Source organism: Bacillus sp. NEB1478, assembly GCF_031582965.1.
GTDB lineage: Bacteria > Bacillota > Bacilli > Bacillales > Fictibacillaceae > Fictibacillus.
This window is the reverse complement of sequence record NZ_CP134049.1, coordinates 276,181-299,975: the sequence shown is the minus strand read 5'-3', so window position 1 is coordinate 299,975 and position 23,795 is coordinate 276,181. Positions and strand designations below refer to the sequence as shown.

At 41.1% G+C, this 23,795-nt stretch carries 25 protein-coding genes; 6 read left to right on the top strand and 19 right to left on the bottom strand.

What is annotated here, in order from left to right; all coding sequences use genetic code 11:
* Positions 1–969 (bottom strand): carbohydrate ABC transporter permease, encoded by a 969-nt coding sequence (locus tag RGB74_RS01475; RefSeq protein WP_310761220.1) that lies wholly within the window; start codon positions 967–969, stop codon positions 1–3.
* 123 nt (positions 970–1,092) lie between these two features.
* Between RGB74_RS01475 and RGB74_RS01470 the strand changes: the two genes are divergently transcribed.
* Positions 1,093–1,356, top strand: a complete 264-nt coding sequence (locus RGB74_RS01470) for a hypothetical protein (protein WP_310761219.1) — start codon at positions 1,093–1,095, stop codon at positions 1,354–1,356.
* Between the two features lie 61 nt (positions 1,357–1,417).
* Here RGB74_RS01470 and RGB74_RS01465 read toward each other — a convergent pair whose 3' ends face one another.
* From RGB74_RS01465 to RGB74_RS01445, 5 genes are all read right to left on the bottom strand, one after another.
* Positions 1,418–2,695 carry an extracellular solute-binding protein gene (locus RGB74_RS01465; protein ID WP_310761218.1) on the bottom strand — a complete coding sequence of 426 codons (1,278 nt, stop codon included), beginning with the start codon at positions 2,693–2,695 and terminating at the stop codon, positions 1,418–1,420.
* A gap of 177 nt (positions 2,696–2,872) precedes the next feature.
* Positions 2,873–3,925, bottom strand: coding sequence for a Gfo/Idh/MocA family protein (locus RGB74_RS01460; protein ID WP_310761217.1), 1,053 nt, complete (start codon positions 3,923–3,925; stop codon positions 2,873–2,875).
* Complete coding sequence (locus tag RGB74_RS01455) at positions 3,922–4,986, bottom strand: Gfo/Idh/MocA family protein (RefSeq protein ID WP_310761216.1); 1,065 nt, start codon at positions 4,984–4,986, stop codon at positions 3,922–3,924. Before RGB74_RS01455 ends, RGB74_RS01460 begins: the two co-directional genes overlap by 4 nt.
* Positions 4,987–5,106: 120 nt before the next feature.
* Positions 5,107–5,595 (bottom strand): GNAT family N-acetyltransferase, encoded by a 489-nt coding sequence (locus RGB74_RS01450; RefSeq protein ID WP_310761215.1) that lies wholly within the window; start codon positions 5,593–5,595, stop codon positions 5,107–5,109.
* 17 nt (positions 5,596–5,612) lie between these two features.
* Complete coding sequence (locus RGB74_RS01445; protein WP_310761214.1) at positions 5,613–6,224, bottom strand: SGNH/GDSL hydrolase family protein; 612 nt, start codon at positions 6,222–6,224, stop codon at positions 5,613–5,615.
* Between the two features lie 140 nt (positions 6,225–6,364).
* Here RGB74_RS01445 and RGB74_RS01440 point away from each other — a divergent pair, with 140 nt between their 5' ends.
* Together RGB74_RS01440 and RGB74_RS01435 are read left to right on the top strand one after the other, a co-directional pair.
* Complete coding sequence (locus tag RGB74_RS01440) at positions 6,365–7,396, top strand: class I SAM-dependent methyltransferase (protein ID WP_310761213.1); 1,032 nt, start codon at positions 6,365–6,367, stop codon at positions 7,394–7,396.
* A gap of 19 nt (positions 7,397–7,415) precedes the next feature.
* On the top strand, positions 7,416–8,459 hold the full coding sequence (locus RGB74_RS01435) for a hypothetical protein (protein WP_310761212.1): 1,044 nt from the start codon (positions 7,416–7,418) through the stop codon (positions 8,457–8,459).
* A gap of 230 nt (positions 8,460–8,689) precedes the next feature.
* Here RGB74_RS01435 and fabZ read toward each other — a convergent pair whose 3' ends face one another.
* From fabZ to RGB74_RS01415, 4 genes are all read right to left on the bottom strand, one after another.
* A complete protein-coding gene (gene fabZ / locus RGB74_RS01430) occupies positions 8,690–9,115 on the bottom strand; it encodes a 3-hydroxyacyl-ACP dehydratase FabZ (protein ID WP_310761211.1) in 426 nt (141 codons plus the stop codon).
* 340 nt (positions 9,116–9,455) lie between these two features.
* Positions 9,456–9,749 (bottom strand): DNA-directed RNA polymerase subunit beta, encoded by a 294-nt coding sequence (locus tag RGB74_RS01425; protein ID WP_310761210.1) that lies wholly within the window; start codon positions 9,747–9,749, stop codon positions 9,456–9,458.
* A 15-nt stretch (positions 9,750–9,764) separates the two neighbouring features.
* Positions 9,765–10,577: a flagellar hook-basal body protein gene (locus RGB74_RS01420; RefSeq protein WP_310761209.1), complete on the bottom strand. Its 813-nt coding sequence runs from the start codon at positions 10,575–10,577 to the stop codon at positions 9,765–9,767.
* Between the two features lie 11 nt (positions 10,578–10,588).
* Positions 10,589–11,419 (bottom strand): flagellar hook-basal body protein, encoded by an 831-nt coding sequence (locus RGB74_RS01415; RefSeq protein ID WP_310761208.1) that lies wholly within the window; start codon positions 11,417–11,419, stop codon positions 10,589–10,591.
* A 214-nt stretch (positions 11,420–11,633) separates the two neighbouring features.
* Between RGB74_RS01415 and RGB74_RS01410 the strand changes: the two genes are divergently transcribed.
* Positions 11,634–12,695: a DmpA family aminopeptidase gene (locus RGB74_RS01410; RefSeq protein ID WP_310761207.1), complete on the top strand. Its 1,062-nt coding sequence runs from the start codon at positions 11,634–11,636 to the stop codon at positions 12,693–12,695.
* A 198-nt stretch (positions 12,696–12,893) separates the two neighbouring features.
* Here RGB74_RS01410 and RGB74_RS01405 read toward each other — a convergent pair whose 3' ends face one another.
* From RGB74_RS01405 to spoIID, 4 genes are all read right to left on the bottom strand, one after another.
* The gene (locus tag RGB74_RS01405; RefSeq protein ID WP_310761206.1) at positions 12,894–13,895 is read right to left on the bottom strand and encodes a rod shape-determining protein; all 1,002 of its coding nucleotides are present in this window, start codon (positions 13,893–13,895) and stop codon (positions 12,894–12,896) included.
* A 190-nt stretch (positions 13,896–14,085) separates the two neighbouring features.
* Positions 14,086–14,352 carry a sporulation transcriptional regulator SpoIIID gene (gene spoIIID / locus RGB74_RS01400; RefSeq protein ID WP_026677325.1) on the bottom strand — a complete coding sequence of 89 codons (267 nt, stop codon included), beginning with the start codon at positions 14,350–14,352 and terminating at the stop codon, positions 14,086–14,088.
* Between the two features lie 333 nt (positions 14,353–14,685).
* Positions 14,686–15,636, bottom strand: coding sequence for a stage II sporulation protein SpoIIQ (locus tag RGB74_RS01395; RefSeq protein ID WP_310761205.1), 951 nt, complete (start codon positions 15,634–15,636; stop codon positions 14,686–14,688).
* Positions 15,637–16,011: 375 nt separating this feature from the next.
* Positions 16,012–17,040: a stage II sporulation protein D gene (gene spoIID / locus RGB74_RS01390; protein WP_310762958.1), complete on the bottom strand. Its 1,029-nt coding sequence runs from the start codon at positions 17,038–17,040 to the stop codon at positions 16,012–16,014.
* A 197-nt stretch (positions 17,041–17,237) separates the two neighbouring features.
* On the opposite strand from spoIID, the gene RGB74_RS01385 reads away from it, so the two are divergent.
* Together RGB74_RS01385 and RGB74_RS01380 are read left to right on the top strand one after the other, a co-directional pair.
* Positions 17,238–17,852 carry a DUF3298 and DUF4163 domain-containing protein gene (locus RGB74_RS01385; protein WP_310761203.1) on the top strand — a complete coding sequence of 205 codons (615 nt, stop codon included), beginning with the start codon at positions 17,238–17,240 and terminating at the stop codon, positions 17,850–17,852.
* A gap of 28 nt (positions 17,853–17,880) precedes the next feature.
* On the top strand, positions 17,881–18,435 hold the full coding sequence (locus RGB74_RS01380; protein WP_310761202.1) for a hypothetical protein: 555 nt from the start codon (positions 17,881–17,883) through the stop codon (positions 18,433–18,435).
* Here RGB74_RS01380 and RGB74_RS01375 read toward each other — a convergent pair.
* The 5 genes from RGB74_RS01375 to RGB74_RS01355 all read right to left on the bottom strand — a co-directional run bounded on the left by RGB74_RS01375 (position 18,432) and on the right by RGB74_RS01355 (position 23,425).
* Positions 18,432–20,102 carry a M4 family metallopeptidase gene (locus RGB74_RS01375; protein ID WP_310761201.1) on the bottom strand — a complete coding sequence of 557 codons (1,671 nt, stop codon included), beginning with the start codon at positions 20,100–20,102 and terminating at the stop codon, positions 18,432–18,434. The two genes, RGB74_RS01380 and RGB74_RS01375, sit on opposite strands and share 4 nt — an antisense overlap.
* 385 nt (positions 20,103–20,487) lie before the next feature.
* Positions 20,488–20,634 (bottom strand): lmo0937 family membrane protein, encoded by a 147-nt coding sequence (locus RGB74_RS01370; RefSeq protein WP_310761200.1) that lies wholly within the window; start codon positions 20,632–20,634, stop codon positions 20,488–20,490.
* Positions 20,635–20,997: 363 nt separating this feature from the next.
* A complete protein-coding gene (gene murA / locus RGB74_RS01365) occupies positions 20,998–22,308 on the bottom strand; it encodes a UDP-N-acetylglucosamine 1-carboxyvinyltransferase (protein ID WP_310761199.1) in 1,311 nt (436 codons plus the stop codon).
* 30 nt (positions 22,309–22,338) lie between these two features.
* The gene (locus tag RGB74_RS01360) at positions 22,339–23,085 is read right to left on the bottom strand and encodes a YwmB family TATA-box binding protein (RefSeq protein ID WP_310761198.1); all 747 of its coding nucleotides are present in this window, start codon (positions 23,083–23,085) and stop codon (positions 22,339–22,341) included.
* Positions 23,086–23,191: 106 nt separating this feature from the next.
* Positions 23,192–23,425 carry a DUF1146 family protein gene (locus tag RGB74_RS01355; RefSeq protein WP_310761197.1) on the bottom strand — a complete coding sequence of 78 codons (234 nt, stop codon included), beginning with the start codon at positions 23,423–23,425 and terminating at the stop codon, positions 23,192–23,194.
* Between the last annotated feature and the right edge of the window lie 370 nt (positions 23,426–23,795).

The window sequence follows — 23,795 nt, the reverse complement described above, 5'->3', positions numbered from 1 at the left end:
TTAAAAGAATCGCTGTCTTCCGATTTTCTTCTGTTGTGTCCATGTGATCAAGAAGATGGTAAGTCCCATCATGACACCTAATGCTGAAGAATATCCGAATTTAAAATTATTGAAAGCTTCTTTATAGATCATGCTTTGTAAAACTTCTGTTTGTCCGATCGGCCCGCCATTCGTAATAAAGTACACTTGCGGGAAGATATTAAATGCTCCGATTACGAGATTGATCAACACAAAGATTGTGACAGGTCCCAGCAAAGGAATGGTTATGTTTCTGAACAATTTCAGACCATTAGCACCATCAATGCTTGCCGCCTCGTACAGTTCTTTTGGTATACCTTGCAGTGCAGCTAAATAAATTACGATCGTCCATCCAACCGTTTTCCAAATATGAAATGCCCAAATCACGATCATTGCTGTCCATTGATTCTGCAGCCAGCTGATCGGTTCATCTATAACTCCAAGCTTGTTATACAGAAGATAATTAATCAAACCGTTTTCTCCATCCGCAAACAAATAACGGAACAAAAAGGCGACTACGATCCAGGAAGTAATGATCGGTAAATAATAAAGAGTACGGAATGTTATTTTATATTTAATAAATTGCATGTTTATGAGCACCGCAAATACGAGTCCTAATATCCAGTTGATCGGTACGGTTACAACCGTATTTAACAATGTATTTCTGACGGCGTATCTGAATTGTTCATCTTGAAAAGCTTGTTTATAATTCTCAAGACCAACAAAAGGACTATCAGCTCCCGGCATGATGTTGTAGTCTTGAAAACTCATAATAATCCCTTTAATTAAAGGATAGATGACAAAAACAGCGGCTCCGATTAATCCAATAATGATAAAAGGAAACACTTCTCCCCATTGTTTTAATCCTTTTGTGAACGCACTTTTTTCTTTTCGTCCTGGATTTGGAACGGGGTGCTTAAGCTGCTGCGTCTCTGGTTTTGGAATTGCCATTGTTCTCCCCCCTTGTTTTTGGATGGCTGTTTTCGCAATCTTTGTTGCTCTTGGAAGTGGTTGATTTCCGTTACAGGATGCTCGCTTTCCACGGGGCGTGCGGTGAGCCACTGTGGAACATGGATGAAGATCCATATTCGAGGAAGCATGTGTGCTCCTGCGTCTACAAGTAAATCCTGCCGAAAAGGGTTTCCTCGTCGCATGCCTTGCGAGAAGAATACTCAAGTGGCTGGCACGCTCCTCCCGCAGGACAAGGAAGGCTACGGCAGCGATATATCGCACGAAGAAAATGTGATTTTCATTTTCGAGGAGTCTCGCACCTTGCACTCCATTCAACTTTTCAATGAAGAGGATAAACAAGATGCGCCAAAAGCAACAATCTTTTAGAAAACAACCTTTTAGATTGAATAAATGCACCCCACACAATGTGAAGTGCATCTATTGTTCTTTATTTCTTTAGGATGGCTTCACCTTGTTTAGCCGTGTCATCCAATGCTTGCTTTGCAGACATCTTTCCGCGTATTGCTTTTTCAAGATTCAAGTTAAACACTTGTTCAAATTCAGACCATTGAGGAATTGGTGTACGTGGTAATGCCGTTTCGAGCTGGTCCACATATTCTTTTACAAATGGAACTTTTAAAAACTCAGGATCTTGTGCGGCATTCTTGTTCGTTGGAATTAAGCCTGTATCTGCCATTAACTTCTGAGGCTCTTCTGTCAGCATCCATTTTGCAAATGTCCATGCTTCTTCAGGATGTTTCGAGTTGGCAAAGATGACGAGATCTTCCCCTCCGATAACTGAACGGCTTCCCCCAGGTCCTTCAGGAATAAGTCCGCGAACCGTATATTCTAATGGATCTTCTTTTTTCTTTTCTTCATTCATCAGGACACTGTAGAACCAAGGTCCATCATCGAGCATCATATATTCATGTTTTTTGATTCCATCCCATGCACCTGGCTCTCCTCCAAGGATCGTAGGACTTAGGATTCCATCTTTTTTCCATTGGATAAGCTGTTCCAATGCCTTTACACTCTCAGGACTGTTTACATATCCATCAATCTTTGTATAATCTTCGTTCGTTAACTTCCCGCCTAAGCTCCAAAAGTAAGGGAGGACTCCCCATGCATTTGCGCCGCCGATCGTGATTCCGCCTTTAGCACCTGCATCTTTTGCTTTTTTTGCAGCAGCTGCAAGTTCTTCCATCGTTTTTGGTGTTTCAGTTACACCCGCTTTGTCTAATACTTTCTTGTCATAAATCGCAACTTTCGTGTTTGTATTCACCGGAACACCGTAATATTTATCTTCAAACTGGTTCGTAGCTAACGGTCCTTCAAATACTGAGGATTTAACCTCATCAAAACCTTTTAAACTGCTGACATCCTTTAAAGCTCCCATTTTTGCAAACTCAGGTACCCAAATAATGTCCATTCTCATTAGGTCAGGAGCAGCATTTCCAGATACGCCAGCAATGACTTGCTGTTTTAAACCTTCATAAGGCATGCGTGTCAATTTCAACTTAATATTTGGATGTTCTTTTTCAAACAAAGGTTTTATCTTTTCTTTCAAAACCTTTTCTTCTTGATCACTGTAAGTATGCCAATATTCAATCGTTACTTTATCACCTGAACTCTTGTCCGATGTGTTATCAGAAGATGAACAAGCACTTACTAATAGCAATGCCACAATAGATAGTACACCTAATAGTTTTGAAAACAGCTTTTGCATCTTTCACTCCCCCTTTATTGTTACTTTCATTATTCAGAAATTACGCATTATTTGTAACCGCTTTCATTACAAGGATGGTGTACTATCTTCCAAAACCATCCACATCTTTTTTTGATCAATTAAAAAATGGTGTACAATTTCTCTGATTGAAGAGAAAATATACACCATCTTGCTTATCTATTTTTCAATTTTGCTGTAAACAGCCTTTTCAAGAATTTGTTCCATTACGATTTGTGTTGCATGACCGTCATAAAAATCGGGTTGATTGACTGGGACATATGGCTCTGTCATTCGATCTGCCCACTTCCATATTTCGTTTTGTGACGTTAAGCGCCAAGGACGGAAATTTTCTTCACAGTTGCCTTCTTTTACATTCCACACATGCGTCTTTTTCGTCCCATCGTGCACAGTGAGTGAGATGCCAAACTCTGTGGAAAGCAGCTCCATTTTTCCTTTATCACCATAGACATTAATTTTAATTGTTTGCCCATTTCCACCTTGAAACCGAACCCAGCTTGTCTGGAAACTGGCAGGAGCTTGATTTGGAAGCGAGGCTGTAAAAAAGACCGAATCAGGAGCTCTGTCTAAATCATTTGAGATTCTGTTTATAACTTGATAAGAAGCACTTTGCGGCTGTATTGGTCCATCGAATAGATAGTGTGCCAGATCGATAAGGTGCGAGCCTAAGTCAGCCAGCACTCCGCCCCTTCCTCCAAGATGTACATCTCCTCTCCAGCCAGGTGAGGACTTAATTCCATAATCTCCGGAATATTCAAAATCAGCTTCTATAATGGAACCTATTCTTTTATCATTCAAATAATCTTTCATCTGTTTAACAGCAGGGTTTTCACGATAGGTAAAGTTCACAGCATGAACGATGGCTGATTTTTGCACACTTTCTATGATTCTCGCAGATTCTTCAGCATCCATGGCTAGCGGCTTTTCGCATATAACGTGCAAGCCTTTCTTTACGGCCGTTAAAACGATATCTGAATGTGTGTTATTCGGAGTAATAATGCAAATTCCGTCTAATTCTTCTTGGTTGAACATTTCTTCATAAGAAGTATATGTGGCAGGAATGTTATATTTCTCTGCCATCATTTTGGCGTTTTCTCCGTTCTTACTGCATATCGCAATAAGTTTTACTGACGGATGCATTTGAAGAACGGGCAAATACCACAAATCCGCAAACCAGCTCGCTCCTACAACGCCAACATTAACACTGCTCATTTTATTGCCTCACGTTCATTGAACATTTTGGCGCTTTCGATGATTTCATGTAATACTTTTTGGTTCTCATAGCCATCATAAAAGTTCGGACAGTCTTCCTGAGAATTTCCTTTTATTAAATCTATAAAATCTTCCAACTGATTCCGCCTGTAAGTCACTGGCACTTCTACAGTCGTCTTCTCTCTTGTCTTTTGTTCATGATTAAATTGTACGAGGTTTATTTCATCTGGACGTTCACAAGAAAGCTCCATCGTTCCTTCCTCACCAAATAGCGTCACTTCCAGAGCGTTTGAAAAACCAACTGCATTTCGTGTTGTCATGAACTGTCCGACAATATCATGATCGAGCTGCGCAATAAAGGCTGAATAATCATCAACATCTACTTCTTCAAGTTGAGATGGCTGATCGATAGAGGCTCTTTCTTTAACAAATGTTGTGTTTAGGCTTCTTACTTGTTTAAATTCCCCTGCAAAAAACCGCGCAGCATCTATCATGTGTGAACCAAGATCACCGAGTGCACCTGTTCCAGAAAGCGCTTTCTTAAAACGCCATGTTAAAGGAGTTTCCACCGCTGGTATGCCCCAATCTTGTAAATAACGTACGGAAATATGCCTGAGTTTTCCTATTGTATTTTGGTGCAAAAGTTTTTTTGCATAGCGAAACGCAGAAACATAACGATAAGAAAACCCAACCATACATGGAATTGGCTGTTTTTCGTATAAAGACTTAAGATCTTTCGCTTCTTCAAAATTCAGGGTGAACGGTTTTTCTGTCATGATCGGCTTTTGATGCTCAATACAAGAGCTGATAATCCTAGCATGTAAGATGTTTGGAACAATCGAGATTACGGCATCCACTTCTGAATCCCTAATCAGCTCCTCGTAATCTTCATATCTTTTATGCAAAGGGATATCCAGTTTATCGCCAACCGTTTGAAGCTGTTCTTTATTCACATCCGATATGGCACCAACGGATACGTTCTCTAATTGCGACAAAAGGTACATGTGGTGATTCGCCATACCACCCAATCCAATTAAACCTATCGAAATATGACTTTTCATCTCATTCATTCCTCCTTGTATGGTTACCCCCTCTATACAAGAGAAATGATAAAAAACCTTCCCCTTTTCATAAATTTAGTAGAAAAGACACTAAAATCGGATGAAAAAACGAAAGTATAATTATTGTTTTTCAATATCATAATGCATCACATATTGAGGGCCGGCTGGACCGTGTTTGACCTGTCCACGATCTTGAAATCCTGCTTTTTCATACACTTTTTTTGCGGTTTCATTTTTAAAATTTACGGAGAGAATCAGCTCGTTGATTTCCGGGAATTTTTTTGAAACGAACTCGGGAAGCCGAATCATCGCTTCCTTCGCATAGCCTTTTCCCTGTTCTTTATTATTGATGGAGAGCGCGCGCACCACCATCGCATTTGTGTTGGCCGTATAGTCTCTTATGTTTTCTCCTTGATGCAGCACGAAAAAGCCAACTGCCTTCCCGATGGTATTTATAATTACAATGGGATACCGCTCCTGGTCTTCTTCACATTTTCTTATCGCGTCTACCGGCAGCGCTGTAAATTTCTCTTGTTCTAAAGGCAAATAGAAGGAGAGTAAATCTTCATCATAAGTTTGATCGTAAAATGTAAGTGAGCAATTTTTCATATGATATCCCCGATTCCTTATAAAATTTCATTTGCTGCTTTTAACCAAGCGTTCGCCATAAGTTCGTTGCCTAGCACTTTCATATGTACACCATCTGTTGTTAATGCTTTTTCGGGTTCACTTTTCAGATGCGTGATAAAAACAGCGTGTGTTGGAACTAAAACGGCATCAAACTCTTTGGCTAATTTTTGAACGATTCCTACATATGGAATGAGCATTTGGTTGCCTTTTGATTCAGGATTTTCCTCGATAATGGTAGGTTCCATGAGGACGATTTTTGCTTTTGGGTTTGCAGTTGTAAGCTGCGTTAAAAGATCTCTATAAACATGCTCAAATTTTTCAATGTCGACTTGTGGGAGATTTGCTGCATCGAGCTGTCTCCATACGTCGTTGACTCCGATTGAAATCGAAACAAGGTCAGGCGCAAGGTCAATTACGTCCCGCTTCCAACGAAAAGCAAGGTCTGTGATTCGATGGCCGTTCACCCCTTTGTTCATGATCTGTAGGTTTTGGTCGCTTCTTTCAAGATGCTCTTTTATCATCCGCACGTACCCGTTTCCAAGTCGATCAGGGTCTGTATTTTTATTAGAAGCTGTAATGCTGTCTCCGATAAAAATAATTTTTTTCATTTTCGGCTCCTTTTTTAGGGGTCTGTCCCGGGTCAGACCCCTAAATAGTTTTCTTATATTTTAGCATGATGCCGTAAAATTAAAGGGTTTTGCGCACTTTTTTGGAATTAGTAAGGTAAGATCCTTAAGGAGTGAAAAATATGCTTGAAACGGCTGTTAATCGACCTGTAACGCTCGGCCAAACGGAAATGACGCCTTCTTTTCGTATGGATTTGCGTCAATATAATCAGAAAGAGTACAACAAATTTGTAAAAGTAAATACGGTGAATGATTGGTCTCAAGTTTCTTGGAAAAATATCGGCAAGCCTTACGAGGTTACTAGTTTTTCAAAAGAAAAAACGGAGTGGGAAAAGGAGCATGGCGAGATGCTGCCAGTTCATACTTCATGGACGATGTTTAATCAATCGTTTCATGAGTGGTTCATAAAGGATGTCCCCGCTGAAATGGATGCTAAGAAGAGCGCTTTTTTTCATAGTTTAAAAAGCTTTAAACCTTCAGAGGTAAAGGCTGCGCTTGGTGATTATGCGAGGATCCATCTTTGGAATTATGCTCATCGCATTCAAGATGGCATTTGGGATCCTCGAGGAAAACGAGCATTGTTTGAGGGATTGGACGTTCAAAGGCCCCGTATTCTTTTTCTTGGTGCTGCTGAAGGATATGAAGCAATGCAGTTATCAGCAATGTATCCTGGAGGAGAAGTGGTTTTAGTTGATTATGATCCGTTTTGCAGGGATGAGCGCTTTGGTGAGTTTCCTGATTCCTATCCGTTTTTAGGAAAAAATCCAAGCACAGGCGGCGACAAAGTTTATTATAAAGATGATTTTAATATTTCATATGTTGTGGATGATATTCGCAACCTTCCATTTGGCCAAGAATTTGATATTGTTCTGAGTGTCGGCTTGCTCGAACATTTCCCTGACTCGATGAAAGCGGAAGTCGTAGAATGGCACCGGAAGTTTTTAAAACCGGGCGGCTATATCGTGATGACGACACCGCGCGCACAGCTGCGGTCGAAGCTGTACTATGAGATCATGGCTGACGTGATGAACCATACGTACCGCGAGCTGATGACACTTGAACAGATGGGTCTTTATTTATACGAGAACGGATTGGATATTATGAAGCACGGATATATAAAAGTTCATAACGGAATCGTGGCAAAAGCGAAATAAAAAAGTGCAGGTGATACGAATGAAAATTAAAACAGCGCGCGCGGCCGCATCTGATTGGGTGATGCAGTTTGCAAGTGATGAAGCTTGGTTTCGCGGTGCTTATTTTAGCGGATCTACTGTATCTATGCCTTCAAATGCGGAACTGCCTGTTGGATCTGACGTAGACGTTGTGATTGTTACAGCTCTGGACGATCCTCCTCTGAAACTTGGAAAATTTATTTTTCAAGATGCATTAATCGAAGTTACTTACTTGGCTTGGAACCAGTTGAAGTCGGTCGATGAGGTGTTATCATCTTATCATTTAGCTGGAAGCTTTCGCGTTAATACAATTATTGCTGATCCGACTGGTCATTTGAGCAAGCTTCATAAACTCGTATCGCGCCACTTTGCGGAAAAAGTGTGGGTGCGCCGCCGCTGTGAGGATGCTAGAATCAGGGTTGAAAACGGATTGAGCGATTTTGATATTTCTTTACCTTGGCATGATCAAGTGACGAACTGGATGTTCCCTGCTGGGGTTACAACGCATGTCCTTTTAGTGGCGGCGCTAAGGAATCCAACGATCCGCTTGCGCTATCTTGCCGCACGGGAAGTATTGATGGAATATGGATACGAAGATGTATACGCGAAGCTGCTTCATTTATTAGGATGTGCGGATATGAGTGCCGAACGTGTGGAAGAACATCTTGATGCGCTTGAACGAACATTTGATGCAGCAGCCGCCGTTGCGAAGACGCCGTTCTTTTTTAGTTCCGATATTACAGCGGAAGCACGGTCGATCGCGATTGATGGAAGCCGTGAACAAATTCGGAATGGAAATCATCGGGAGGTCGTGTTCTGGATCGTCGCGACATTCGCACGCTGCCATAAAATATTGGCTGTTGATGGGGATGCGGAGCTGCAGCGCGAACTGAATCCTAATTTCGATGCTGTTTTGAGAGACCTTGGCATTACGAGTTCGGATGACTTACTGCGCCGAGGCGAAAAAGTTTTGGAGTTTCTTCCACGATTGTGGGAGACGGCTGAAGGGATTATGCGTAAAAATCCGTGTGTGGCTGCGAAATAGACTAGTTAATAGAGAAATATAGAAGAAAAGAGCTGGCTCAATGTGGTGAACACCATCATGGAGCTGGTTTTTTGTGTTGTAAAAACAGTCTTCAAAACAAGTAAGTAAAAGAAAGAGCCAAAAGTGCATTCACTTTTGGCTCTTTCCCTTTCCTCGGTGTCCAGTGTCCACCCCACAAATACAAACTCTTGGTTTTGTATTTGTCTGGGGTCTGTCCCCCTGTCTGTCTCCTACTTACCTAACGCGAACGTGATTTCCACTTCGCATGCGACTTGACCGTCAACGGTTGCGATGCCTTTACCTTTTCCTATTGATCCGCGTACTCGCGTCATTTCTACTTCCAATCGAAGCTGATCTCCAGGAACGACCTGCTTTTTAAAACGGCAGTTGTCGATGCCTGCAAAGAATGCTAGGCGTCCGCGGTTCTCTTCTTTTTTCAGCATAGCCACTGCACCTACTTGTGCCAAAGCTTCAACGATGAGCACACCAGGCATGACCGGATATTCCGGGAAGTGTCCGTTAAAGAACTCTTCATTAGCTGTTACATTTTTAATTCCGACTGCACGCTGTCCCTCATCTACTTCTAAGATGCGGTCAATCAGCAAAAATGGGTAGCGGTGAGGGATAATTTCTTTAATTTCTTCAATCGTTAACATGGTTCTTCCACCTTTCATCTTCTTCTTTTTTATGTTTTATATAGTTGTTTTGGGTTGTATTTTGTGAATTCTCTTCATTGATTAGTTGATTGGAGAGGAAGGTGCGAGAATCCTCGAAAATGAAAATCTTATTTTCTTCGTGCGATATATCGCTGCCGATGCCTTCCTTGTCCTGCGGGACAGGCGAGCAGCCTGCAACGGAAATCAACTACTTCCAAAACAACATAGCTTATCGATACGCATTATAACTTGGTACTGTTACCTGGTACTAATTCAACGTCAAAAGAAAAACAATGACAGGTGCGAAAAGCATTAAAGCCATTGTTTCCCTATTATATCTTTACATGTCTTTTTCTACAAGGTCGACGATATGCGTCCATGTTTCTTTTTCAAACACATTCATTGGTTTGCCGTCGCCTAGAACGCCATACCCTACCATTGTGCCCACAACAAAACATACGATAATCCCGCATACCAATAGCAGTAACCGCAGCCAAATCGGGAAGCTTCTTTTTCTTCCACTGTTGACCAGCTTCTTTTTCTCGTCACGCGAAGATTTCTCGCGCTCTTGATAACGCTGTGTTTTCGGTTTATTTTCATTTTTATTCATATCTTGAATTTCGTTCGGCATCATATAAACCTACCTCATTTAGCGAAGCCCGTTAACTAACCCCATCATCTGGTCAGCCATTGTAAGAGAACGCGCATTAAATTGATAAGAACGTTGTGTTTGAATCATGTCAGTCATTTCTTTAGAAATATCCACGTTAGATGACTCCAGAACTCCTTGCTGCACAAAGTTTCCTGATCCGGCATTTACTTGCTGAAGCATCTGATTCAACGGGATACCTTGCGGAGCTTGAAAATTTTGCCCAACTGCAAGCATGAGCTGCGGCCGAACAATATTTACGAGTGAAAGCTGCCCTGATTCAACAACTGTTCCATTATTTAACGTTACCGAAACTTGACCATTTTGTCCAATGGAAATTTTCTGGTGGTCAGCTGGAATCGTAATCGGGCCATTTACACCCATTACCCGATTGCCTTCAGATGTTACGAGTTCCATAGAGTCAGGACTATTTGCAGAAGGTGATAAGTAAAACGCACCATTTCTCGTGTATTGTGTACCTTCTGCAGTCTGAATTTGAAAAAACATTCCCGGCTGATTCAGCGCGATATCCAGTGTACGTCCAGTTTGCTGAAGTGTACCAGCATCTAGACTTACAGAAGTAGAAGAAGCGCGTGCACCCGTTCCTAGTCTTATTCCATTAGGAGTCGTACGTCCTTCTTCAGCCTCATTCAGCTGCTTACTTTCAATCTGCTGAACGAGCAGATCGGAAAATTGAACATCGCGTCGTTTATAGCCGTTTGTGTTGCTGTTCGCCATATTATTTGAAATGGTATCGAGCTTTTGCTGAAGCTGCCCCATTGTCACCGCTGCTGAAATCATAGATTGATTCATGAATTTTCCTCCTAGCCTATTCGGCCGACTTCGTTTACTGCTTTTTCCATCGAACGATCATAAGCTTGCAGAACTTTTTGATTTGCTTCAAAGGCACGGTACGCCGTCAGCATATCTGTCATCGTAGATTCTACATTTACATTAGAACGCTCCACAAATCCTTGCTGCAGCTGAAAAGCCGCTCCTGGGTTACCGATCGCGCTCTCTGCAGTTCCGCTGTTCAGCTTGAAAAGTCCGTTTCCTTCTTTTACAAGATTATTAGGGTTTGCTACAAGGGCAACATCGATCTGACCTGCCACCCTTCCGTTATCGAGAACTGTACCATCTTTATTCACTGAAAAATTTTCATTCGTTACGTTGATGCGGTTTCCATCTTTTCCGAGAACATAGTAGCCTTCAGCTGTCACTAAATCGCCTGATGCATCAACGGAAAAATGTCCGTTACGGGTAAAGCGCTCTTCACCATTAACATTTATTCGAAAAAACAATCCGCCTGGTGTGTTCGTTTCAGGATCTAATGGTACTTGGCTTTGTAAAAGCGCGAGATCCGTTTTGATCCCTGTTTCACTAAGATCGCCTTGCAGGAAGTTCGGAGTCGTTTCTTGAACATAGACTCCTGTTCCAAGCCCGACTTGCCCTAGTGAGTAGTTGTTCGGAATGGACTTGCCGTTCATTTTTGTATTTCCCATATGCTGCAGCAGCATTGTAGGAAAAGTGCGCAGACTCGCAGTGTCCGCTTTATATCCAGGTGTATTGGCATTTGCCATATTGTTTGTTAATATCTCTTGTTTGCGCTGCTGTGCCAGCATTCCGGATGCAGCGTTGTAAAAACCTCTTAACATGGAGTATTCCTCCTGTAATCGTAATATGGACACAAAATGTCTCTTCGTAAATATCGACAGTTTTTTACATTCCTTAATACAATTCTGCGAACATTGACGATTTCCTTTTTAAAATGAGGAATTTGTACTAAATTAATGTTCCCATAAAGATTGGCTGCTGCTCATGATAGAATAAAAGAAATCTTTTACCAATTGATTAGAAGGTGATTGCTTTATGTTTCATCAAAAACGAATACGAGATTATGGAGTAAAAATAGGACGCCTTAAAACAGGTCCCTTAAATGCAATTACAGATATAAAAGGCGTTACAGTCGGTCATGTAACACTTAGTGAAGGCGGCATGCAAACGGGAGTTACGGCTATCATTCCCCACCCCGGCAACACCTTTAAGGAAAAATTGATTGCCTCCAGTCATGTCATCAACGGTTTTGGGAAAACCATGGGAACGATTCAAATGCAGGAATTAGGTGTTTTAGAAACGCCGATCATTTTAACGAATACATTAAGTATCGGAACAGCCGCCGACGCATTGATCCAATACATGCTTAAGCATAATCCGGAAATCGGTCGTTCAACCGGAACCGTAAATCCGATTGTTGGAGAATGTAACGACATGCTGCTTAATGATGTCCGCGCTCAATTCGTTAAAAAAGAGCATGTTTTCAAAGCCATTCACAATGCTTCTACTGAATTTTTGGAAGGAAGTGCCGGCGCGGGAACGGGCATGCTTTGTTATTCCTTAAAAGGAGGAATCGGATCTGCATCCAGACGCCTTTCATTTGAACATGGGGAATATACAGTTGGCGTGCTCGTGCTATCTAACTTTGGTATTCTTAGTGATCTTATGATTAACGGCAGAGCGATCGGGCAAGAACTGAAAGAAGCTCTGCTCAGATCTTGGGAGGAAAAAGATAAAGGATCGATTATGATCATCATTGCTACCGATCTGCCGGTTTCAGAACGTCAGCTCAATCGAATCAATAAAAGAGCTGTTGCTGGGTTATCGCGAACAGGATCGATCATCACTCATGGCAGTGGAGAAGTCGTTATTAGTTTTTCAACCGCCACTAAAATTCCTCATAACAAGCCATCTCACTGTTTAACGATCCCAACCATTCATGAGGAAGATATGGACGAGACCTTCCGCGCTGTCGTAGAGTCGGTGGAAGAATCCGTGTTAAATTCATTAGTGACGGCTGCACATGTCATCGGAAGAGATGGGAATGAACGACCTGCGTTTCAAGATCTATTAAAGAAATTTGATATTCATTTGTGAGTTTTTGAAATTGCGCGCGAGAGTCGAATTTTGTCAGTTCGTGGGTTTTATCCCATTTAACGTGGAATTAATCGAATTTATCGTGGATATATGGCCATAACAGCTCACTTAATCAAATTTGGGATCGGATCAAAGCTACATAAACAAAAAACTGGCTAACTCGTGCAAAATCCACACGTTTCAGCCAGTTTCCCTTTATTAAAACACTTTTCTTTTCGCGATTTTATCCATATGTTCAAGCATTAAGCCAGTTCCTTGTGCTACTGCTCTCATTGGCTCTTCTGCAATCAATACAGGTACTTTTAACTCTTCGGCAAATAACTTATCGATTCCGTGAAGGAGGGCTCCTCCGCCAGTCAGCATGATGCCGCGGTCGATGATGTCAGCTGAAAGTTCTGGTGGTGTTTTCTCCAAAACGCTTTTCGCTGCTTGTACAAGGACCATTACAGGCTCCATTAATGCCTTTTGAATCTCTCTTGAATGCACTGTGATCGTGCGCGGCAATCCAGAAACCATGTCGCGTCCGCGGATTTCAAGCTCTTCTTCACGAGCACCAGGATAGACTGTCGCCACGTTCAGCTTAATGTTTTCAGCCGTACGTTCACCGATCAATAGCTTATATTCCTTCTTTATGTACTGAAGAATTTCAGCATCGAACTTGTCCCCTGCCATTTTAATAGAAGAGGAGGTGACAATATCGCCCATACTCAAGACAGCAATATCAGTTGTGCCACCACCGATGTCCACAACCATATTACCGCTCGGCTGGAAGATATCCATCCCCGCCCCGATCGCAGCTACTTTAGGCTCTTCTTCTAAAAAGATATGCTTCGCGCCGCACTTTTGCGCCGCTTCTCTAATGGCTTTTTGCTCAACAGACGTGATGTTAGTCGGTGTGCAGATTAAGATTCTTGGTTTGGCAAACACGCCCTTCACTTTAATTTTGTTAATAAAGTGTTTCAGCATTTGCTCTGTTACTTCAAAATCTGCGATAACGCCGTCTTTCAACGGGCGAATCGCTACGATATTACCTGGTGTACGACCTACCATGCGGCGTGCTTCTTCTCCAACAGCAAGCGCTTTCCCAGTGTTCGTGTCGATCGCGACGACTGATGGTTCATCGAGTACGATCCCTTTTCCTTTTACGTAAATCAGTACATTAGCGGTACCAAGGTCAATTCCAACGTCCCTTGTAAGCATTTTTTTATCCTCCCTGTTAAACAGTCCATACATTATAATGACATTTATAGTAAAAAATCGAAGTTCTATCCAATTTATCATTATAGCATAAGATTGTCGAACAAGGAAAAAAATTGTCAAAAATTCAACAAATAGACGTTTTTACATGGCACTTAACGTTTTTAGTGTCAATTTGCATATACTTGTAGGGTTATTGAACAACTTCCTCTGCGCCTTTTTTATATTTTACGCGCGTTGCTTCTCCACCCCTTAAGTGGCGGATGGACTTATGGTATTCGAGGATTTCTTTTACGTTATTTGCAAGATCTGGATTAATTTCAGGCAGCCGCTCGGTGAGGTCTTTATGCACCGTGCTTTTGGAAACCCCGAATTCTTTTGCGATCATGCGAACTGTCTTTCTTGTCTCCACGATATACCGTCCTATCTTGATGGTTCGCTCTTTGATGTAATCGTGCACACCACTCGCCTCCCTAAAATGGATGTGAGAGATGCGATAGAGACTTGTATGATCAAGCTACGTGACAAGTTTTGTTGTCATCTTCGGCTTATAAGTTACAACATCCATTCCCCTTTTTCCACCGCAGCCATAGTACGATTTCTCACCGCTCACCCTCAATTGAATTGTAGGTTTTGTAACATCTTATTAACCAAGTTTTCGTTATATGCCTAAATCTCAACTGGGACAAGGGGAAATGTCCATTTTCGTGAAAAAACCCACATAATTCCTTGTAAAAAATAAAAAACTGACTCCATTGCGGGATTAACCACATTAGAGTCAGCTTGTCTTTTATTAATCATTTGCACCTGAATCATCTGCAGATGTTTTTGTATCTGATGGTGCAGCGTCACTGTCTTCTGAAGACTGGGATGAAGATTCTTTTTCCATGTTGGCATCTTTGCCATCTTTCCCGCTTTTGCCTTCATCTTTCATGTCTTTGCTGCCTTTATCATCAGCTTTTGGTTCTGCTGGTTTCTTTTCTTCAGCTGGTTTTTGCTCTTTTTGCTCTTCGGCTTTCTTTTCTTCTTGCTTCTTCATTTCCTTACGCTGACTGTTTACGTCGCTCGCAAGCTGTGCAACGGATTGGTTTACAGCCATCATAGGATCAACTGCTTCACCGTCTTTGCGTACTTCAAAATGAGCATGAATTTTTGAATCCTTGTCATATGCATTCTGACCAGCTTGTCCAAGAACCATGCCTTGTTTTACTTGGTCGCCTTCTTTAACAGACGCTGCTGCGAGTGATGAATAGTGTGTTACAACACCTTTGTCATGTTCAACTTCTACTACCCAGCCTAGTGCAGGGTCTTTTGCTACTTTTACAACATTCCCGCTTAAAGCGGCAGTTACGTCAAACGTTTTTCCGTTATCAGCTGCTAGATCCACACCGCGGTTTTGATAGTAGATATTGTTATAGAATACTAGAGCTGCTTCTTGTTCTTCTGCTGTAGAATCACTGCTGAAGAAATCTTTTACCACTTCAACGGCTTCAGGGTCAGCTACTGGCATTTGGAATTTTTCCTTTGTGAGTGAAACAGGTACAGCTGCTCCATTATCTTCTAATGCACTTTTCGGAGTTGTGTTCTCCTTTTCGTTTTTCGCATCGTTTTGATACCATAGAACAGATGTTAAAATGACTGCGGCAAAGCTAAGATAAACTGCAGGATATACCCAACGTTTTTTCATCATCTTCTTACCTTTCATAGAAACTGGTTTTTTTGTTTGTTTTTCTTCTTCTTTCATTTTTCATCACCTCAGCAACAAGTTTGAACAGAATTCTGAAAATATATACTTTAGTGGGAAATTTTTTTGAAAGTTTTTTTCGACATAAAGAAAAACCTTGTTTTGAGAGCTAAAACAGGGCTTTGTTGTGATCCTAAATGGGCATATCCATATTTATTAGTTGTGTATCCACATTTTTTCATCACATATCCATGCTTTTGAAGGACAATCTCACACTTTTAATAGATAATGGCACACTTTTGTCCAACATAAGCACGAACAGACAATATCCGACATACTCACAAAAGAAAAACCGCATCATCCCTCCTGGCACAATGCGGTTTTAAAGAAGGGGGTCTGTCCCGGGACAGACCCCCCTTCTTTTTTACTATTCTTTTATTTTTGATACGCTACTCCTTTGTCCACGAGTGGTTTGTAGTCAGCAATCGCGATTCCTTTATAATAATAGTTTAGTATGTCTTTATACGTCTTTCCTTCTTTCGCCATTCCGTTCGCACCGTACTGGCTCATTCCCACTCCATGGCCGTATCCCTTTGTGGTGATCGTGACTTGCTTGCCTTTTTTCGTCATCTGAAAATCGGTTGACCGGAGTTCTAGCTTCTCTCTTATTTCTTTACCGGTAAACTCCTTTTTACCGATTGTGAATTTACCGATCCGCTTCCCGCTCGTAGACGAAACTACTTTTCCGATCTTCCCATCCTTCGATAATGAAACGCCTAACTTTTCCTCTACCGTTGTTACTGGAACTTGCACCGTCTGTGTGAATTTCGGTGCTTTTTTATCCCATGGGCTTTCGACACTTCTTAAGTAAGGGTACTTATTTTTCCAATAGTCTTCAGAATCGACCGTGAACCCGTTGCTCATTGAGAAAAAACTCGCTTGGATCGGCTGCCCTTCATACGTTAAAATCTGACCTTTTGTTGCGGTAACCGCTTTGACGACTTTTGACAACTTTTCAGCATATTCGTCGCCCCATATGTTTTTGAGTTCTTCGTTTCCTTTATACACTTGATGCATGACCGTATCGGAAACGACCGCTTCTGCTGGCAGGCTATCATCCTTTGACTGAGCGTACATCGTTTTTACAATATACGTTCTCGCTGTCAGGGCTTGTGCTTTTAATGCTTCGAGCTCAAACTCTGCCGGCATCTCACTCGCTACCACACCTGTCACGTATTCTTCAAGTGGAATGTTTTCGACCGTATCGATGGATTTACGAAAGACAGGTACCACAATGTCCGAGTGCGGGATTTCCAAAGCTAGCATTCTCTCAGCTGGTTTAGCCTGGCTTTCTTTCTTCCAATCAGGAGGTGCTGACGAAAATGGCAGGACAAGTATGGCAGGAATGAGGACGATAACAGCAATAAAAATGGCGATGATCCAGAGCAATGGCTTCATTTTCATATTCACTTTTTCGATGCCCTCCTATAACGTTTCTACCATACAACTTATACAAGACAGCTAAGAATTAGAACATGAAAACTAGTATTTTTATTATTTAATTAGGTCTATTATTTTTTTACGAGTTTTGTTTACACGGTGTCTGTTACAAGCCTAACATCGCATAAAATAAATGGATGATCATTAAAGGGGTGACTGTGATGACAAATTTCGAAGCTCCTGTTTTGGTTCAGACACATACGTATTCGCATAATCAAATGAGGATTTATTATCCGCAAATAGACGGGCAGATCAATCCGCGAATTAAGCAGCACGTGAATCAGCAAATCATTCACATGAACCAGCAGCTAGGTGAGATGCAGAATCCTGAGGCAAGACCTGGCATGTATGGAGAGTACGCTGTAAAAACTAATGAAAAAAATATACTGAGCATCGGTTTTAGCAATTATGCTTACACCCCGCATGCCGCACATGGCATGACATACATTAAGTCTCTGACGTGGGATTTGACGACGGGAAGAACGTACAGCTTGAAGGATTTATTTAAAACGAACAGCAATTACGTGCAGGTTCTGAATCAGAACATTAAACAACAAATTAAAAGATTAAACATCTTCACACTCGAACCTTTTAAAAGCATCAATCCGGATCAAGACTTCTATATTGCGGATAAAGCTCTTGTTATTTACTTTCAGTTGTATGATTTAACTGCATATGCTTTTGGGTTTCCGATGTTTGTTATATCTGTATTTGATCTTCAGGACATTATCGATGAGAACGGACCATTAGGAAAAATGGCAGTGAATGGGTTATAAATGAAGTTTATTAAAAATGAGGCAGAATATGAAAGACAAGTTGCTCCGTACCTTTTTTCAAGGCTGTTTTCGTAAACTTTGTTGCTCTTGTAAGTGTTTGATTTCCGTTCCAGGTTGCTCGCTTTCCGCGGGGCGTGCGGTGAGCCACTTGGCACTTTGCACCAGATGTGTCTCACCTGTCCCGCTGCTCCCGCAGGACAAGGAAGGCTTCGGCAGCGATATATCGCACGAAGAAAATGTGATTTTCATTTTCGAGGAGTCTCGCACCTTACACTCCAATCAACTATCTATGATGAAAAGGAACAAATACGATCCAAAAACAACTATCTTTAAGAAAGCTATTTTTAATGATAAAGCTCATTTAATTGATTGTATTGATAATCCTTGGAAGTCAGAAAATCCATTCCCTTTCCTCGGACGAACCGCCAAGTCTCATCGTCGTACCTCCTGTGTGTCCCGGCAGCCTGTTTTTCCGCAGGAGTGTCGCAGTTTTTCTTTGCCATTTCAACAGCGATATTTAAAAGAGCCAATGATGAAAAAAACCCTGATCCGCATTGCACAGATCAGGGCTTTCTTTATTTAGTTTACGCCAACTGCGTCGTAAGATTTTTTCACGGAATTCACTTCTGCTGAAGTAGCGCCGTAAAGGTCAGAGGCTGCTTGTACTAACGCCGCTCTCGCTTGGCTGAAAGTAGAAGAAGCTGTTAAATAAACCGTGTTTGCTCTGTAATAGATCGCTCCTACTTTATCGTTTCCGATACCCGATACTGTTACACCGTAATGTGTGCCGCCAGCAGCCAGCAAGTAGGCTGCCTTATTGATGATACCGCTGTTCGTATGAACGCCGCCGTTGTCACTAGTTCCTGTGTAGCGCTTAGAATAGTGATCTGGATCGCCGTATTTAGTCGGATCACTCATTGAACGAAGGGCATCGTTTGGCGTGTTTGGTGTATAGATATCTTCACCAATCTCGTAATCCGGGTTGTTATTTTTATAGTACTCAACTAGTGTACCGAAAATATCCGAAATTGCTTCGTTTAGAGCACCTGATTCGTTTTGATAAATAAGATCTGAAGAAGTGTCTGTTACCGCATGCGTTAATTCATGGGCAACAACATCCAGACCGCCGGATAAGGAGATGAACGTCGACCCGTCTCCATCGCCGTATACCATTTGTGAACCGTTCCAGAATGCATTGTTATAGTTTCTGCCATAATGAACAGTCGATTTTAGCGCAGCTCCATTATTGTCATAAGAGTTGCGGCCAAATACGTTCTTATAATAGTCGTAAGTTGATCCTGCATAGTAATGTGCATCTACAGCAGCTCTATCATAAGTGGCGTTGAACTGATTATCCGCATCTGCCCAAAGCTTGCCGGGAAGCTGCTGACGATTAGCACCATCGTATGTAAAAATACCGTTGCCTCTCGTATTGTCCTGTAAGTAATACACTCCGCTGGATAACAATGTGTTGAGAGATTTCGTATCTCCTAAAACACCTGTTCCAGATCCCACTGTGTTTGTGCCCACTAATGTTCCACCGCCGCCTCCAGGAGGTGCTTTCGTGCCGCTGCTTGCTTCATCTAAATCATTATAGGAATTTAGGATCTCACCTGTTTTAGCATCTACGAAATAGTTATAGTTCCCTGGTTTCGGAGATAAGAAGTTTAAGTTAACGAGATAAGCGTAATTTGCTTGATCTCCATTTGTATACACCACTAAATCTGAAGTTGGTGTCTTTTCATAATCTGGTGTAAAGCCAAGATCATCAACCGCAATTGTTACTGCTTTTGATGACGGAATCTTTTTACCGAATCCTAACCCAGGCTTGTCCTGCAGATTCGGAATCACAGTTCCTGAGAAAACAACCAGCTCCCCTTTATCATTTACATGAGCGACTTGTGTTGATCCCCAAACCGGTACACCTTTATATGATTGTTGAAGGCGAACCACTTGACGCCCTGATTCATCTTTCGTTACAGATTTTACTACAAATGCATCTTGCGCTTTTTGACTTCCGATCTTAAATGTTTTCGATTCTTTTTGTATATAGGACAAAACTACATCTTTAGCTGATTGACTGGATGCTGCAGTTAATTTTCCTGATACGAATGAAGGTGTACCTGTTACGCTGTTGTACTCTTTTACAGACAAAACATTAAAAGGTGTTTCTGCAGAAGCTTGTCCCCCTGCAAATGGACTCACTGCCAGTCCAAGCGTTAAACCCCATGCAACTAGTTTCTTGTTCATCCTTTAATCCCCTTGCTCCACTGTATATTCTAAGCTTTTTTAAGCCCAGTGAACTTATATTACCACCATTTATATAACTTTCAAACTATTTCAAAAATTTTGATAGTTTAATACTATTTATTCACTGATTTGCTAAAAAATAGGCTTTTAGGGCTAGTTTCGTTCGATATTTGACTAGTGCAATGGGAAGAGTAAAAGCCAATTAACGCGTGGATCTGTAATGATATTTAGGTAAAAAAGAACAAGATAATAAACGTTTCGTTGAAAAACGTCCATTCAAATAAAAAAGCCGGCTTCTCACCCTAAAATTAAGGTGAAAAACCAGCTCAGCCATTCTATAAAAAATTAAAAAACAGCTAACCCTATTAATGGGTTAGCTGCTTCGTCATCTCGACTTCCTGCCTCTAAAAAGGTTGATCAAAAATACAATCAGTGCAATTACGAGAAGGATATGAATAATACCGCCTGCCACTTTAAATACTACACCTAATAACCAAAGTACGACCAGAATTCCGATTATTGTCCAAAGCATGAGTTCGACTTCCTTTCTAATTTGCTTGTATAGAAAATTGGTTTACGGTTATGATTCCCGAACTCGATTTGAAATAAACACAACAGTTTATATAATTGAAAGCTGGCTATGGCCTGTCCCTTTACTTTTTGGTTGATTTTACGGTACGTGTTATTTTATCTGTTACACGAATCCACATTAACGCATGAGTTTGGCACACAAATCTACCAGTTTCGCACATAAACGCATAAGGTGATAATCCAAAGAAAAAAGGTCATTTTTTTAACCGAAAAATTGCGCTCTGATAACAAATGAAAACAAAAAAACCGCCTCGCCAATGGAAATTCCACTTTTTGAGCCGGTTCCTTCTTATATAATAGAATATTATGCTAAATTACTTTTTAATGATTGCTCTTTTGCTGGTTTTGTTTGTACATCTTCATTAACACGCTCGATATCAGCGCCTAATGCTGCTAGTTTTCCTGTAAAATCAACATATCCACGATCAATATGCTTCAATTCAGTAACACGTGTGTAACCGTCTGCGACAAGCCCAGCAAGTACAAGTGCTGCGCCGGCACGAAGATCAGTAGATGCTACTTCTGCACCTTGAAGGTTAACAGGTCCGTTAATTACTGATGAACGGCCTTCGATTTTGATATCCCCGTTCATACGGCGGAATTCTTCCACGTGCATGAAACGATTTTCGAATACAGTTTCCGTAATAACGCTTGTTCCGTTTGCACGAAGCAACAGCGCCATCATTTGAGACTGAAGATCTGTCGGGAACCCTGGGTGTGGCATTGTTTTAATATCAACAGGTTTTAATTCTTCAGGTCCGCGAACACGAAGTCCTTGACCTTCCTCATGAATCATAACACCCATTTCTTCCATTTTGGCAATTAATGGACGTAAATGCTCAGCAATTGCATTCTCGATTAAAACGTCACCTTGTGTGATTGCTGCTGCTACCATATATGTTCCTGCTTCAATACGGTCAGCGATTACTGCGTGCTCTGCGCCTGCAAGTTCTTCGGCACCGACGATACGGATTGTTCCTGTACCTGCACCAATTACGGTTGCGCCCATAGCATTTAAGTAGTTCGCTAAGCAAACAATCTCAGGTTCTTTTGCTGCGTTTTCGATTACTGTCGTTCCTTCTGCAAGTGTTGCTGCCATCATGATATTCTCAGTAGCTCCTACACTTGGGAAGTCCAGATAGATTTTCGCGCCTTGCAATCTGCCATCGATTTTAGCTTCGATAAAGCCATTCCCGATCTTAACGGAAGCACCCATTGCTTCAAAGCCTTTAAGATGCTGGTCAATCGGACGTGATCCGATTGCACATCCGCCTGGTAATGCGATACGGGATAGTCCCACACGCGCAAGCAACGGTCCCATTACTAGGAATGATGCTCTCATTTTTCTTACATATTCAAAAGGTGCCTCTGTTTTCAGTTCGTTTGTAGCATCCACATGGATTTGACCATTTTCAAAGACAACATCAAGATTTAAATAACGTAACACTTCATTGATAGTAAATACATCAGCGAGTGCTGGTACTTCTGTAATCGTACTCTTGCCTTTACTTGCTAAAATGGATGCTGCGATGACAGGAAGTACGGCATTTTTAGCTCCTTCAACTCGTACAGAGCCTTCTAACCGCCTACCACCACGGACAATGATTTTTTCCAACGATATTCCCCTCCGCGTCCAATTTGTATATTAATATTCAGACGTAATTATTGGTGTGCCAATTGTGACAGTAGTTTTACTGCCCATTCCTTCAGTTCTCAACGCCACCTGAAGATTCATTTTATGGTTATGACCAGTGTAAATCGCTTGTTCCCACTGCTCAGTATATGCAGACAGTGACACAAACGTCTCTTCCTTTAGTTCTTCTACAGAAATTCCAGAAAAAGATTGTACCAGCTCATTTGCTTTAAAATACAAATCAACCACCATTTTATCACCGTATGTACCCGTGACACAAGAGAAAATATTGGGATTTCCTCCAATTGAGTCTTTAGTACGGTTATTCATCAAGTGTTTAATTTCTTTCCAATTTTGATTTGTATTTACAAGTCCTTCAACCGCATAAATAAAATACGATTCCATTTGCTGTTTTTGGGGGTAAGTGATAACCGTAACCTTCTCGGTTACTTGCAGGTCGTCGTTTCGTAGCTCTCCGGATAATTTTTCATGTCCAGATGCATCTTCTGAAACCACCCAATTAAATTCAGGCCACTGGCGTTTTAGCTCTTCTGCTTGATTTAAATACCCTAGTCCATTAGAATCAAAACCTAATTTCCCTCTGAAATACATCGTCCATTTGTCAGGCTTTGCACCATCTTTTATTAAAACGTCTATTATATGTGGAATTTCGTTGGTTTTATCGTCTGTTTTCGCATATCCAGAAGTTATCCATATTGTAAGCAAAATTGCTGTAATCGCTAATGTCCATTTTTTCATCCCCGGCACATCCTCTCTATTTCTCATTGTTGCCAAAGAGATGAAGGATATCCGTGGAACTTGTAGTCATATTCCGACAATTCTGTTTACTTATAAGTGAACAAAATCATCCAAATAATTGACTTAAATTCGTGGAAAACTGTAAATACTTTAAAAAGAAATCGCTCACCAGACTCGCTATGCTGATAACAAACAAAATATACAGCACTCGTGCCTGAACGACTTTTCCTTTTCTGATCCATGCATCAAAATTGAAAGCTTGCATAGCCCACCAAACAATAACTAAAAAAATCAAATGTACGATAATATGCAATAAAGCTTCTTGACCTATTTGAACCATGTCGTACAGACCTCCTATTACATATTTCGACAACCTTAATATTAATTCTTTCCTCATATATTAGATAGTTACTTTTTCACTAGTTTTTTGTTATGAAAACGCTTTATTAAACATTGTTCATTTTTTTGTAATAATTGTGGGATGTAGCCCGCTATAAAAGCTGAATTTATCACTTTTTTGAGTTTGAAAATGAGTTTTTTTTGCTGATGTTTCAATGCTCGGTTTGTCGAATTTTGTTGTCTCGTGGTTATTAAGAATAAAAGTGTGGGATTCCACCGAAAAAGTGTGGAATCTCTATAAAAAAGTCTTGGATTAAGAGAAAAAAGTCTGCGATTCCTCATCAAAAGTGTGGGATTAACTTATTTTCAAA